At 63.4% G+C, this 12,807-nt stretch carries 15 protein-coding genes and 1 tRNA gene; 7 read left to right on the top strand and 9 right to left on the bottom strand.

What is annotated here, in order from left to right:
* A partial coding sequence (locus tag BM244_RS19610; protein ID WP_093400582.1) for an SDR family oxidoreductase occupies positions 1-650 on the top strand: 650 nt, incomplete at its 5' end.
* A gap of 39 nt (positions 651-689) precedes the next feature.
* On the opposite strand, the gene BM244_RS19605 is transcribed toward BM244_RS19610, so the two are convergent.
* From BM244_RS19605 to BM244_RS19595, 3 genes are read right to left on the bottom strand one after another with little or no spacing between them, the layout of a single operon-like run.
* Positions 690-1,451 (bottom strand): sterol desaturase family protein, encoded by a 762-nt coding sequence (locus BM244_RS19605; protein WP_093400581.1) that lies wholly within the window; start codon positions 1,449-1,451, stop codon positions 690-692.
* Positions 1,448-2,176, bottom strand: coding sequence for a fatty acid desaturase (locus tag BM244_RS19600; RefSeq protein WP_254784617.1), 729 nt, complete (start codon positions 2,174-2,176; stop codon positions 1,448-1,450). The genes BM244_RS19605 and BM244_RS19600 overlap by 4 nt, the downstream gene beginning before the upstream one ends.
* A gap of 50 nt (positions 2,177-2,226) precedes the next feature.
* Entirely contained in the window at positions 2,227-2,754 is a 528-nt protein-coding gene (locus tag BM244_RS19595) for a sterol desaturase family protein (protein WP_093400580.1), read from the bottom strand.
* Between the two features lie 302 nt (positions 2,755-3,056).
* Between BM244_RS19595 and BM244_RS19590 the strand changes: the two genes are divergently transcribed.
* Positions 3,057-3,920, top strand: a complete 864-nt coding sequence (locus BM244_RS19590; protein ID WP_175518313.1) for a phosphatase PAP2 family protein — start codon at positions 3,057-3,059, stop codon at positions 3,918-3,920.
* On the opposite strand, the gene BM244_RS19585 is transcribed toward BM244_RS19590, so the two are convergent.
* Positions 3,868-5,175: a glycosyltransferase gene (locus BM244_RS19585; RefSeq protein WP_254784615.1), complete on the bottom strand. Its 1,308-nt coding sequence runs from the start codon at positions 5,173-5,175 to the stop codon at positions 3,868-3,870. The genes BM244_RS19590 and BM244_RS19585 overlap by 53 nt on opposite strands.
* A 382-nt stretch (positions 5,176-5,557) precedes the next feature.
* Here BM244_RS19585 and BM244_RS19580 point away from each other — a divergent pair, with 382 nt between their 5' ends.
* From BM244_RS19580 to BM244_RS23260, 3 genes are all read left to right on the top strand, one after another.
* Positions 5,558-6,073, top strand: a complete 516-nt coding sequence (locus BM244_RS19580) for a DUF3489 domain-containing protein (protein WP_093400578.1) — start codon at positions 5,558-5,560, stop codon at positions 6,071-6,073.
* A complete protein-coding gene (locus BM244_RS19575; protein WP_254784614.1) occupies positions 6,070-7,011 on the top strand; it encodes a DUF2924 domain-containing protein in 942 nt (313 codons plus the stop codon). The genes BM244_RS19580 and BM244_RS19575 overlap by 4 nt, the downstream gene beginning before the upstream one ends.
* 62 nt (positions 7,012-7,073) lie before the next feature.
* Complete coding sequence (locus BM244_RS23260; protein WP_175518312.1) at positions 7,074-7,211, top strand: hypothetical protein; 138 nt, start codon at positions 7,074-7,076, stop codon at positions 7,209-7,211.
* A gap of 90 nt (positions 7,212-7,301) precedes the next feature.
* Here BM244_RS23260 and BM244_RS19570 read toward each other — a convergent pair whose 3' ends face one another.
* Positions 7,302-7,568, bottom strand: coding sequence for a helix-turn-helix domain-containing protein (locus BM244_RS19570; protein WP_254784612.1), 267 nt, complete (start codon positions 7,566-7,568; stop codon positions 7,302-7,304).
* Between the two features lie 43 nt (positions 7,569-7,611).
* Here BM244_RS19570 and BM244_RS19565 point away from each other — a divergent pair, with 43 nt between their 5' ends.
* Positions 7,612-8,556, top strand: coding sequence for a restriction endonuclease (locus BM244_RS19565; RefSeq protein WP_175518311.1), 945 nt, complete (start codon positions 7,612-7,614; stop codon positions 8,554-8,556).
* Between the two features lie 41 nt (positions 8,557-8,597).
* Here BM244_RS19565 and BM244_RS19560 read toward each other — a convergent pair whose 3' ends face one another.
* The 3 genes from BM244_RS19560 to BM244_RS19550 all read right to left on the bottom strand — a co-directional run bounded on the left by BM244_RS19560 (position 8,598) and on the right by BM244_RS19550 (position 11,009).
* Positions 8,598-9,038, bottom strand: a complete 441-nt coding sequence (locus tag BM244_RS19560) for a DUF5681 domain-containing protein (RefSeq protein ID WP_093400575.1) — start codon at positions 9,036-9,038, stop codon at positions 8,598-8,600.
* Entirely contained in the window at positions 9,035-10,375 is a 1,341-nt protein-coding gene (locus tag BM244_RS19555) for a site-specific DNA-methyltransferase (protein WP_139226976.1), read from the bottom strand. The genes BM244_RS19560 and BM244_RS19555 overlap by 4 nt, the downstream gene beginning before the upstream one ends.
* Positions 10,376-10,918: 543 nt before the next feature.
* Positions 10,919-11,009 (bottom strand) — tRNA-Ser (locus tag BM244_RS19550).
* An 88-nt stretch (positions 11,010-11,097) separates the two neighbouring features.
* Here BM244_RS19550 and BM244_RS19545 point away from each other — a divergent pair.
* A complete protein-coding gene (locus tag BM244_RS19545; RefSeq protein WP_093400573.1) occupies positions 11,098-11,955 on the top strand; it encodes a peptidylprolyl isomerase in 858 nt (285 codons plus the stop codon).
* On the opposite strand, the gene BM244_RS19540 is transcribed toward BM244_RS19545, so the two are convergent.
* Positions 11,952-12,806: a pirin family protein gene (locus tag BM244_RS19540; RefSeq protein WP_093400572.1), complete on the bottom strand. Its 855-nt coding sequence runs from the start codon at positions 12,804-12,806 to the stop codon at positions 11,952-11,954. The two genes, BM244_RS19545 and BM244_RS19540, sit on opposite strands and share 4 nt — an antisense overlap.
* Between the last annotated feature and the right edge of the window lies 1 nt (position 12,807).

Here is a 12,807-nt window from a genome sequence, read left to right as displayed (position 1 = left end):
TCTCGTATCTCGCCGTCGAGCAGGAGGACGCCGAAGATACACGCGCCTGGGTGGAAAAGGCGGGACAGCGATGCGTATTGCTGCCGGGCGACATTCGCGACCGGGATCACTGCGTCGCGCTGGTGGAGCGGACCGTCAGCGACCTTGGCGGCATCGACATACTGGTCAACAACGCCGCAGCGCAGACGATGAACGAGGATCTGGACAGCATCGACGACGACGAGATGCAGGGCGCCTTCGCGGCCAACGTGTTCGCGATGATCCGTCTGGCGAAGGCCGCGGCGCCGCACATGAAGCCGGGGTCGGCGATCGTGAACACCACCAGTGAGCAGGCCAAGGTCGCGACCAAGAGCATGATCGTCTACGCCGCAACCAAGGGTGCGATATCCAGCCTGACCGTGGGGCTGTCCAACCTGCTCGTCGGCAAGGGCATCCGGGTCAACGCGGTGGCGCCCGGCCCGATCTGGACGCCGATCCAGCCGATCGCGAAATCGCCGGAGGAACTGGAGAAGCTCGGACAGGATACGCCTCTGGGACGCGCGGGTCAGCCCGCCGAGCTCGCGCCGGCCTATGTCTTGCTGGCGTCTTCGGAGGGAAGCTACATGACCGGCGCGGTGATTGCGGTCACCGGTGGCGTGCCGATCAACTGACGAACGGACGGGCGCTCCGGCGCCCGTCCATCGATACGGCTAAGAGTTCGCCACTTTGACGCGACGCGCCGCGCGCGCATGCTCTTTCGTGAAATCGCCGACGCCGCGGTCGGTGTGGCACAGCCGGTCCCAATGGCGGAAATACAGGCCGTAGTTGCAGCCATAGAGCTCGTGGTGCCGCTGGTGGTGGCTGGCCGTGATCAGCCACCCGCCCAAGGGCCCCGACCACATGAAACGCGGGAAAATCTCCCATCCCATGTGGTTCGTGACCCCCATCACCGTCATGATCGTCAGCACGATGCCAAGACCGGCGATATGGATCGGAACGAAAAACACCAGCAGCGGAATGACTATCGCGCCGGTCAACGCCTCGATAGGGTGAAACGCCATCGCTGCCCAGGCCGTCGGCGGACGGCTGGCATGGTGCAGCGCGTGCGCGAGTTTGAACGGTTTGGGACGATGCATCCAGCGGTGCGTCCAGTAGAACCAGGCGTCGTGCAGCAGCAGATACAGGAAAACCGAAACCGGCAGGTACCAGAGCGGATAGGCGTGGATGTCGGCGTACACTTGCGTCCAGCCATGATGCTGCCATCCCCACGCGACCACGCCGGCCGGGATCCCGTAAAGCGCTGCGGACGCCAGGCTCCAGATGATTTCGCGGCGGACCTGCGGGTCCAGCCCGAGGTACAGCCCCGGATGCTTGCGGACCGTGATCCACGCGAACGCGCCCGATACGAGGAGATAGCGAACGCCGACGATGACGGTCATCGCGACGGCGGAGAGGATGATGGCGAGCGTCATGCTTGATCCTCGACGACTCTGCGATCTGCGGCTCGCACGGCAAGCGCACGGCGACGCGACGGAAGCCCCCACCACGGCGTTCTCGGCGACAGATGGTGCTCGTGATGATAGCCGCCGAAGTGGAAGCAGGTCAGTAGCGACAACATCGGGCCCACCTCGATACTGTGCGCGCGGTGGGCGTCAGCGAAGGGTGTCGCGCGCTCTCGGTGCGGCAGCCACGTTCCGAACACGAACAACTGCGCCACGGCACCCAAGGCCGGGAATGCCCAGAAGATGACGATGTTGCCGAGCGGTGCCCCGAGCACCAGCGTATAGATCAGCGCGACCACGGTGATCCGGATGATCTGCCCGTGGGAATAATAGGTCCTGAAGAACTGCAGGAACCAGCCGCCGAGACTTGGGTCGCCACCGTGAAAATCGGGATCCCCCGCCCTTCCCGTTTCCTTGTGATGCAGATGGTGCTGCGGCAACAGTGATGCATAGGACAGGCAGGCATAGAGCGACAGGCAGGTCGCACCGATCGCGCGGTTCAGGCGCGGCCGATCGGGTGCCAGCGCACCGTGCATTGAATCATGCGCGACGATGAACAGTCCGGTACTCAGCCAAGTCTGTACGATGACCATCACGATGGCCAAGGGAATTGTATCCGCGCTCCACCGCCAGAAGAAGATACCGGTTACGTGGATCGCCAGCCACGACACGACGATCGCGGCGGACAGCGACACGCCGACACGCGTCTGGTGCCTCAGGGCCTCCGATTGGCGAACCGTCCCGCTCACTTCTTCGCGTCTGCCGAGACGAGGTTTCCGGCTTTGTCGGGACGTACCGCACGCCGCTGCGGATCGGCGTTGGCGCGCAACTGCGCCTTCAGCACCGACGGCTTGCGCGCGAACAGGAAGCCGTGGCTGACGGTACCGTCCTTGCCCTCGACCGCATGGTGCAGGCGATGCGCTTGCAACAGGCGCTTGAAATACCCCTGCTTCGGCACCCAGCGGAAGCCACCGCGCTGATGCACGAGCATGTCGTGCACGAAGGCATAGATGCCGCCGTATACCGTGATGCCAAGCGCTGCCCACCATAGCGGTTCCCACCAGAGCCCGACGACGAACAACACGATCGGCACGATTGCGAACACGATTGCGTATAGGTCGTTCTTTTCGAACCAGCCGTCATGATCTTCGTGATGCGACTTGTGCCAGCCCCAGCCCCAGCCGTGCATGACGTAGCGATGCGCCGCCCACGCGAAGCACTCCATGAACAACACCATGAAGACGACGATCGCGAGTTTCTCGAACCAGTTCACTGTGCTCGATCGCACAAAATGACGATGGCAGGGTGCAACGAATTCAACATGATGCGTACATAACGGTTACCGGCGTTCGATGCGAGGGCGCCCCGCCACAAAATCTCGGGTTGGTGACGGCTGCGGCCGGCCATTGTCGTCACCGTTTTCAGAACGCTGTCACGGGCCTTCGCGACGAGACGTCCCGGTAAAATGCCATCACCCTGGCACCGGAGGGTGACGCGCCGCGTTCGACCGCGATGATCGCCCGAGTCTTACGCGCCGACCACCGGGACACTCCCTCCTGGCTGTTGATCGCAGCCATGCTGGGAAGTTTTCTCGCGGCCCAATATCATCACCGCTTCTCGGTGGATCCGATCCGCGCGGCCCCCGCGATCGCATCCTTGACGGCGCTCGGCAGCGCGCTGGCGTTCGGCAAGTACACTGCGCGACCGCGGCTTGCGGCCGGCGCGACCGCGTTCCTTCAGATGACGCTGTTTACGCTAACCGGCGTCGTGCTCGCGTATGCGCTGGCGGCGAATGCCGGACAATTGTGGGACGCGCGGCTGGCCGCCGCCGACCGTGCAATCGGCTTCGACTGGCCGGTTGTGCTCGCCTTGCTGGACACATGCCCTCCTGTGATCTGGCTACTCGGATTGGCGTATCACAGCCTCACCTTGCAGATGATCGTCGTCATCGTCGCGTTGAGCGGCATGGGGAAATTCGACACGCTGAGAATAACGGTCTGCGCGGCGATCCTGTCCGGTTTCGTCACCATATTGATCTCAGGCCTCACCCCGGCGATGGGCAACCTGTTCGATCCCTCCCGCTATGCGCATCTCTGGCCATCGATAGCCTGGCTGGAACAAGGGCTGATATCCGGGCTTCGCGACGGATCGCGACGCGTGCTCGACCTCACCATGCTCATGGGGATCGTCAGCTTTCCCAGCTTCCACGCGACGCTCGCCGCCATTTTCATCTGGGCATTCGGCGCGATGCCGCGGGTTGCCCTGCCGGGCCGGGCGTGGGCCATACTGACGATCGTCGCGACGCCGGTCTTCGGCGGTCACTATGGGGTAGACGTCATCATGGGGCTTATCCTCGCACCGCCTTCCCTCCTTGCAGCCCGCCACCTCACGCGGCAAAGGCAGTCTTTCCATCGGGTGGATTCAGCCCTGCCGGCCTAATGTCGGTCTCGCCGCAGAGCGCCGCGTCGACCATCGCCGCCGCCTCGGCTGCGCCGCCTGCCGCCGCCATATCCGTCGCCATCTTACGTGCGGCATGACGGTATTCCGGATCGCGCAACACCAGCCGCAACGCCGCTTCGAGACCTCCCTTGCCTGCGTCGGCAGCCGAGACGACGCGGGCAGCCCCGATCCGCTTCAGACGCGCCGCCGTCGCCGGTTGTTCGAATGCCAGCGGCACGGCAACGATCGGAACACCGGCCGCCAGCGCGTCCAGCACCGTATTGAACCCGCCATGCAGGATCGCGGCAGAACATAGGGGCAGGATGCGGGTCTGCGACCAGAATGCCCTCACCAATGGGTTTCCCGGTAGCGAGTGGGCTTCGCGGTCGCTTAGCCCGCCGCCATGCGCCACCACCGCACGGGCACCCACCGCGGAACAGGCCGCCGTCATCGCCGCGAACAGCGATCGGCGCGCACCCTGCAACGACCCCAGCGAACAGAATATGAGCGGTCGACCGTCGTCGTCCGGCAGGTTTTCCTCGGGCTCGTCTCGTCGCCAAGGCCCGCCGTATCGAAAGCTATCCGGCAAGACCAGGCGCGGAAAGTCCAGGCCTTCGGGGCATTGCGCGATCTGCAATCGTTCGGACCATTGATATCGGGGGTCGGGATCGAGCCCCCAACGCCGTGCATACGTCGCCACCATCGTCGTGATCGGCCGCATCAACAGGTCGCTGACTGCGTACCCACCATTGTTGCGATTCCGCCCCACCGCATCGGGACGATACGCCCAACCGAGAAAAGGTGGCGGTACCGTCGGCTCCCTGAGCAAGGGCAATCCGGTAACGGCGGTTACGAACGGCAGCCGGAGATGTCGTGCCACCAGTGCTCCGGCTGGCTCGACCGAGTCGGCGACGATCGCATCGACCCCCAGCCTCGACAGCGCCGTCGGAAGAGTCCTCAGAAGCAGTTCCGTCATCGATGCGGTGCCGCGGATCATCCGCGGTAGTCCGACAGGCCCCGATGGCTGCGCCAGCTTGCGGTAATACTCCGCTAGCAAGCCCTGGCCGTCGGCGGGGTGATCGAGCGCCGCAAAACCGACGCCACAGTCGGGCACCAGCGACGCGACGTCGGCCAGGTGGAGAATCGTGACCCTATGCCCCGTTTCGACGAGCGACGTTCCCAATGCTGCCAGCGGATTGATGTGGCCCGCCGTCGGCGGCGCGATGATGGCGATATGCCGCCTTTTGACCGTCAATGCCGTGGAGCTTTCCGTCGCCGTCGTGTTCGATCGGTTACTATCAGCATGCGGGCGACGAGCGAAAGCGCAATATTTGTCAAGCGCATAGCGTTTGATCAGGGAGTACCAGAAAGCGGCTGGTTGGTCCCCTGCCCCACAGCCTGAACGAACGTCCGCTTACGCCGTTCGATTTCCGAAAGCGGACGGGCGGCTTTCCACCAGAAATCTAGCGCATTAGCTGCAAAGCTGCACATTCCGTTCGACTTCGACGCGTACCAGAGCGACAGCGGTGGCACACAAATGCGGGGGGTTGAGTCGCCCCGGCCGCCCCGGGTGATCCATCACCGGGGCTCTGGTCAGTGGGGCAGCATCGGCGCTGCTCCTGACCAGAGACAGCAACATGATCAAACTCAGCGACACACAAGCCATCCTGCTCGCGTCAGCATGTCAGCGCGCGGATGGCAGCATCCTACCACTACCCACGAGCATCAAGCCCGGCGGGGGCGCCGCTAAGGCTCTCGCCGTACTTCTTCGGAAGCAACTCGCCGAAGAACGCGAGTTTGACGGTGCGGCAACAGTCCACCGCACCGATGGCGATATCCGCTTCGGCTTGTTCGTCACGGCCGCTGGCCGGACCGCGATCGGCATGGCCGATTCCAGCGAGCCGACGACGGACACCACCGCCGCGCCAACGCCCGCGATTGCTGACGCGGAAAAAGTCCCGACGAAGATCGCGACTGTGCTCGCGCTCATGGCACGCCCAAACGGCGCCCGGGCGAGCGAACTTATTGAGGCCACCAGCTGGCTGCCCCACACCATGCGCGCGGCCATCACCGGGCTTCGCAAGAAAGGACACGCCATCGAGCGCATCAAGAGCGATGGCGTCACCGGCTACCGTATCCTGGCTGCCGCATGATGGATGTCGCAGTCATCATAGCGAAGATGGAGACGGAGCCGACGGCGGTCCTGCGCGAGCGCTGGCACCGGCTTGTCGGTGGCCCGGCACCGCGGGTCAGCCCGAAAATGCTCCGCCTGGCACTTGCTTGGGAGATCCAGGCACGCGCATCAGGTGGGCTGTCGCGGTCGTGCTCCCGGACACTCGACCAAGTCGGCCGCGCTCAAACCCGCACACGGACTGCGGTTGCAGGTACGCGGCTGGTCCGCGAATGGGGCGGACGTGTGCACGTCGTTGTCGTCGGCGAGGACCGGATCATCCGCTGGGACAATCGCGAATGGCGCTCGCTATCCGAGGTTGCGCGCGCGATCACCGGCACGCGCTGGTCGGGTCACCAAGTCGCTGAGCTTCACGCACGCTGCACCCAGCTATCGACCGATGTGCGCGAGCCCCGCTCCCCCGTGCTCGCGGGCATCGTCCACACGGTTGCGGTGGGCACGAACACCGTGACCGTCAGCTGCGACAGCGAGATGGTTGCCAGATCGCTGGGTATGGCCAGGCTTGCCGACGGACCAGCGACGATTGAAACCTCATGCTCCGCGCGGCTGACGCGGTCGGGCCGCGCGCTTCGGCTGGTCCGGGACAACGGCAGCGTCGCCCACGCGACACCTGACCGATCTCTGGTACGGCTACTCATCCAGGCACATCGGTGGTGGAGAGTACTGCGCGCCGGCGAGATGAGCGCGAGCGAACTCGCGGTTCGCGAAGGCGTCACGAGCTCATATGTCACACGCATCACTCGCCTCGCGTTTCTCGCACCAGCTGTGACCGAAGCGGTACTCGCCGGGCACCAGCGGGCCTCCGTTACCGCGGCTAGCCTCACAGTCGAGGGCGCCATTGCGCCCGAATGGCGGGATCAGATGGCAGCTATGCTACCAGGGCGGTTAGTCGGAAAATAAACCAGCCTACGCGACACCTTTGATCGACACGCTCAGCGTCGACGAAGCGCAATCGCTGCCGCGTGGGCAAGAAGGTCGGCATCAGCCGCAGCAGCGCTTACCACAGCAGCACGCTCGGCAAGCGGGGTACCGCCTTCACCGATGATGGCGACGGCAGAGGCATCTTCCATGATGGCACCCGCCAGGGTCAGCAGCCTTGAGGCGAGCTCTTCACAATCGTCCATGCCGACAGGAAGGACGACCCGGCGGCCGAAGTCGAGACGCAGCTTTGTCGTCGTGGCAGATGGTCGTCACTCGTGCTCGGCGAACAGCTCTGCGATAGGCACTTCGAGCGCATCGGCAAACCGCTGAACTATGGTGACCGTCGGATTGCGCGCGCCCCGCTCGATCCCACTGACATAGGTCCGGTCGATCCCGAACTGCAGCGCGAACTTCTCCTGCGCCAAACCCCTGGCGCGCCGAAGCCGGCGTATGTTCTGTCCGAGGCGCTGGCGCACATCCATCGCCGTTGCATCAACAGCGATGTTGCCTGTTGCACCACGGACGATGAGTATCATTTTCGAGTGGACTTGCTGTCGCATGCAAGCGACCCCGGTGGACATGGACCAGATCAGCCCCTCGAAGATTCGCTTTATCAAGCTTGGCGCCGGTGGCGGTTGGGAAGGCGCGCTGGATCGTGGACGCCTCGAATGGGGCACCGAGGACGACCGCCATGTTGCCGGCCTCACCGGCGACTGGGCGGCAGTGAGCCAGGCCTATATCGCGCAGGGTCGTATCCAGTCGACGGCGACGGGCTACACCAATGAGGCACGCGCCTTCTTCGATGGCGATCCCGACGCAATGTGGATCACGTTCGCGCGCGGCCGCATGTGGTGGTGCCTGGCTGACCCAGAGGTTCATGTAGCCGCAGACGGCAATGGCACCGATGCAGCATATTACCGGGCGACGCACGGCGGCTGGAGCGACCGCGACATAGACGACCGCGTGCTCGACCTCGAGCGGTTGAGCACGCGCCTGTCACAGTTACAGGGCTACCAGCGCACCATCTGTAGCCTCAGGGAGGAGCAGGAGGCGCTCTGCCGGCGCTACGTCAACGCCGTGCCTGATCCGGTCCAGGCCGCGGTCGCGGCGGCGCGACTGGAACTCAGGCTGCATCTGCAGACGCTCATCCAGCAGCTGACATGGCACGACTTCGAGCAGCTGATCGATCTTGCGCTGGCGCGAACCGGCTGGGTTCGCATGTCGTCGCTGGGCGGGACGATGAAAGACGTCGATCTTGTCGTCGAACAGTCTTTCACACGCGAGCGTATGGCGGTGCAGATCAAATCGAGCGCGAACCAGCAAGTGGTTGACGATTATGCCAGACGGCTCGACGAACGAAACGCCGGCGAGCGCATCATGCTGATCTGTCACTCCCCGGCCGGGACTCTTGTCGTACCGCCATCGACAGGCAGGCGACGCCTCGAGCTGGTACAAGGCGGCGAGGTTGCCGACCTCGCCATAAACGCCGGGCTCGTCGACTGGACCATAACCCGTGCACTATAATGGCTCTTACTTTCCGGAAGTATCGAAGTTCACGGCACACATCAATTGTATTCCGCAAAGTGGTGCCGCATTTCTTCGTCGCGCTTGCATTCTTCAGCGAGATCATTGACGAACTTGATGATTCGTTCTTCCTCCATCTCCGGGGTAAGCCGGTAATCCTCTACGGTCCTGTCGAACGCGCCAATATCCTTCAGTGCCTTTAGCGCCTTGAGGCGCTGTGCTGGGGTTCCGGTCAATGCGTCGTTGACGACACCAAGGACAATAGCCTGCTTCTTTGGCAGTCGAAGTTCGCGTCCACCGATGGTAGCCGATATCATCTCGTTGACCGCTTCGTGCGCGAGCACTTCGAGCGTCGCGTCCCGTGCCTTCTTCTTGTGGCGCGGTCCTCTTGGATTGCCGGATTTTCCCTTCTTGAACTGATGCTCGGCCGGCGGCTTGCCCTTGCCGACGGCATAATCGCGATCATCATAGTGTCCCATCATGCACACTCCTCGAGATCGGCAGTTTCAGTGGCTGCATCAGGTTCGCGGTGCAGACGTTCAGCCTTGCCGCCGGTCAGCTTCTCCCAGCGCGCGATCGTGCGATCCACATAGGTCGGATCGAACTCGATCAGCCGCGCATGACGACCGGTCCGCTCGGCGGCGATCAGCGTGCTGCCCGAGCCGCCAAACGGGTCCAGCACACGGTCGCCGATATTCGTCACATCCAGAAGCGCCTCGGCCATAAGCACGACCGGCTTAACCGTTGGGTGTAACGCCCGTGCCTTGTTCTTTGCCTTCCCAAATCCGATCATGCCGGGAAACGACCAGACATTGGTGCGGTCGCGACCATTCTTGCCAAGCGCGACGTTGTTGATGTGCGGGGCGGAGCCATTCTTGAACACCGCGACGCATTCGTGCTGGCTTCGGTACAGCGATCCCATCCCGCCCCTGCCCTTGTCCCACATGCAGATGTTCAGGCGCTCGCTGAACACCTGTTCGCCGACGCGAAGCAGCTCGAGCAGATGAGCATGATCCATGCATACGAACACGATCGCGCCATCGGTGAGCTGATCGCGGGCGTTCACCAGCGCGACATCGAGAAAGCGTTCGAATTCGCCGCGCGTCATTTCGCCGGACGCCATGGCAAAGTCGCCATGCTTTGCCGAACTCGTTACGTGCCCCTGGATCCTCACATTATACGGTGGATCCGTGAAGCAGCACGCCGCCCGATCCGTATCCATCAGCGTCGCGTAGACAGACGGCTCCAGACTGTCGCCGCATATGATCCTGTGATTTCCGAGCGCATATAGATCGCCAGGCCGTGTCACCGCCTCTTCGTCGATTTCGGGCAGGTCACCGTCGAGATCGTCATACCGCCCTGCAAGGTAGCGCCCATCGAGACGATCCATTTCACCGATGGTTAAGCCGGTGAGCGTTAGGTCCATCGTAGGGACGTCCGCGCGGATCTCCTCAAGCTCGATGCGCAAAGCATCGAGATCGTAGTTTGCCACCCCGGGCAGCTTGTTCGCTGCAATGGCATAGGCGCGCAACTCGGCATCGCTCAGATGAGAGATGCGAATAACCGGGACCTCCCTGAAGCCTAGCTTCCGCGCAACTTCGACACGCAGGTGTCCGTCGATGATGATGTTCGCGCTGTTAATGGTGATGGGATCGAGAATTCCGTATTCACGAATACTTGCCTCAACGATCTGCCGCTTCTTTCCACTGTGCGTACGGGTCCGCCGAACGGCAGGCGTCAGCCTTGCCAATGGCATCAGCTCCCATTCGCCGACCGCAGATGCCCGATTAGAGCCATGTTCTAATTTTATCTTCGCCACGCAATCACCTCACATAAAAAGGCGGCTCGCGAAGATCCACGAAGACGCCAACCACACACCCATTTGGCCTCGTCTTCTGATTTAAGAGATAGCTCGAAACTTCCTCACTTCAATAGCCTCGCGCACCCCGCATCTAATTATCTTGATTAAGTCTATACTTTACTTTTGTCGGGTAAACCGCCCACTTTACTTTCGTCGGCGCGAAATATGCACATTCGTTGCAACCGACAAGCGCTTACGCTGCCAAGGCACGTTATTTTCGCTGCCGGAAACTACAGGGAACGCTGCCGCTAAATCACGCAAATTGCTCGCTTTTCTCGATAAGAAATGCATCATTCATTGCACGAAATGGCGAACGCACGGGTCGGCAGGGAATAGCAGGGAAACGGTACTGGCTGCCCTGACTGCAGAGAAAGGCCGGCGCGTGGCGCGCGTTTGCGGTCTGACTGGCGTCTCCGGCGTACCGTTGTAGACGCAGAAAGGCGCCGAACTGCGCCGTTTCAGGGCGCCGGTCGGCGTGCGTTCGCTAAATCTGGGACTAAATGGCGGAGCGGGTGGGATTCGAACCCACGATACGCTTTTGACGTATACTCACTTTCCAGGCGAGCGCCTTCGACCACTCGGCCACCGCTCCGCATTGCTCTGGAAGCGGGTCTGCTAGTGCGGGTTTCGCGCGCGCGCAAGCGATTGCGTGCGCGGGCGGGGTCAGGCAGTCTGCGGGGATGTTGAATATCCTTCTTGCCGCCATGCTTGCGCAAGCCGTTCCGGCCGTCGCGACGCTCCCGTCCGATCCGGTGCCGGCGGACTGGGTGGCGGTCCCGGACGACGAACTCATGGTGTTCACGTTGGCCAATGGCCACCGGTTCACGGTGCGGCTGGCGCCTCGATATGCGCCGGTGCACGTCGCAAACATACGCAAGTTGGCGCGGGCGCATTGGTGGGATGGGGGGACGAGCGTGTACCGCGTTCAGGACAATTACGTCGCGCAATGGGGCGATGCGACCGAGAAGAAGCCGCTTGTCGCGGGCGTCGTTGCCAACCCGCCGGCGGAATATCTGCATACCGGGTCGACGACGGTGACGCGGCTGTCGCAGCGCGATCCTTATGCGGAATGGGCGGGGTATAGTCGCGACGGGTGGCCGCTCGCGGGCAATGGCGCGACCGAGTGGGTACCGCATTGCTACGGGATGGTCGGCGTCGCGCGCGATCTGGCGCCGAGCACGGGAAGCGGCGCCGAGCTGTATACCGTGATCGGGCATTCGCCGCGTGCGCTCGATCGGAACATCGCGGTGGTCGGACGCGTGATCGACGGGATCGAGTGGCTGTCGTCGCTACCGCGCGGGACGGGGGATCTGGGGTTCTACAAGACCGAGGGGGAGCGCAGCCCGATCGTGTCCGCTCGCCTCGCAAGCGAACTGCCCGCCGCTGAACGACCGCGTTTCGAATATCGCGCGGCGGATAATGCGCGGTTCGTGGCGTGGATCGCCTCGCGCGAGAACCGCGCGGGGCCGTTCTTTACCGTGCCTGCCGGGGGCGCCGACATCTGTGCCGCGCTACCCCCGGTGCGCAAGGCGCCCTAGCGAATGACGGGCGGCTTGCCGAACAGGCCTGCGTTATAGTCCTCGATCGCGCGGACGATCTCTTCGCGGGTGTTCATGACGAAGGGGCCGTGGGAGACGACGGGTTCGCCGATCGGGTCGGCGTGGCCGTAGAGAATTATAGCGGGGGCTTCGGTCGTGACGGTGATGGTGTCGCCCTCGTTGCCGAACGTTGCCAGGTGGTGTGGCTTGATCGGCGTGCCGTTGGCGGTGGGGGCGCCAGCGACGACGTAGAAGAAGACCGCGCGGCCGGTTGGGGCTGACAGGTCGAGCTTGGCGCCGGCTTCGAGTTCGACAGTCATCATCGCGACGTCGGTGAGGGATTCAAACGGGCCCTGTCGTCCGGCGAACGTGCCGGAGATCAGGTTCACGATGCCGCCCTCGACCGGGATCGCGGGGATATCCTCGCGCTGGAGGCCGGTATAGGCGGGCTTGGTCATCTTGAGGCGGCCGGGAAGATTGACCCAGAGTTGCAGGATCTCCAGCGGGCCACCGGTGCGCTTGAACGATGCGGGCGAGATTTCCGCGTGGATCAGGCCCGAGCCGGCGGTCATCCACTGGACGCCGCCGGCGCGGATGACGCTCTCGTGGCCACCGCTGTCGAGATGCGCCATCTCGCCCTTGAGGATGAAGCTGACCGTTTCGAACCCGCGGTGCGGATGCGGGCCGAACGGGAGGCCGCTGTTGCCGGGGCGATAGGTCTGCGGGCCGTGATGGTTGAGGAACAGGAACGGATCGACCTGCGGCAGGCCGGGGCCCGGTAGCGGGCGTCGTGTCACCAGGTCGGCGATGTCGTCGCGCTGGGCGGGATACTGGTTGAGGACGTGGCGCATG

It is taken from the genome of Sphingomonas sp. OK281 (assembly GCF_900115295.1).
In the GTDB taxonomy this organism is placed as follows: Bacteria; Pseudomonadota; Alphaproteobacteria; order Sphingomonadales; family Sphingomonadaceae; genus Sphingomonas.
This window is presented reverse-complemented; position numbering and strand designations above follow the sequence as displayed.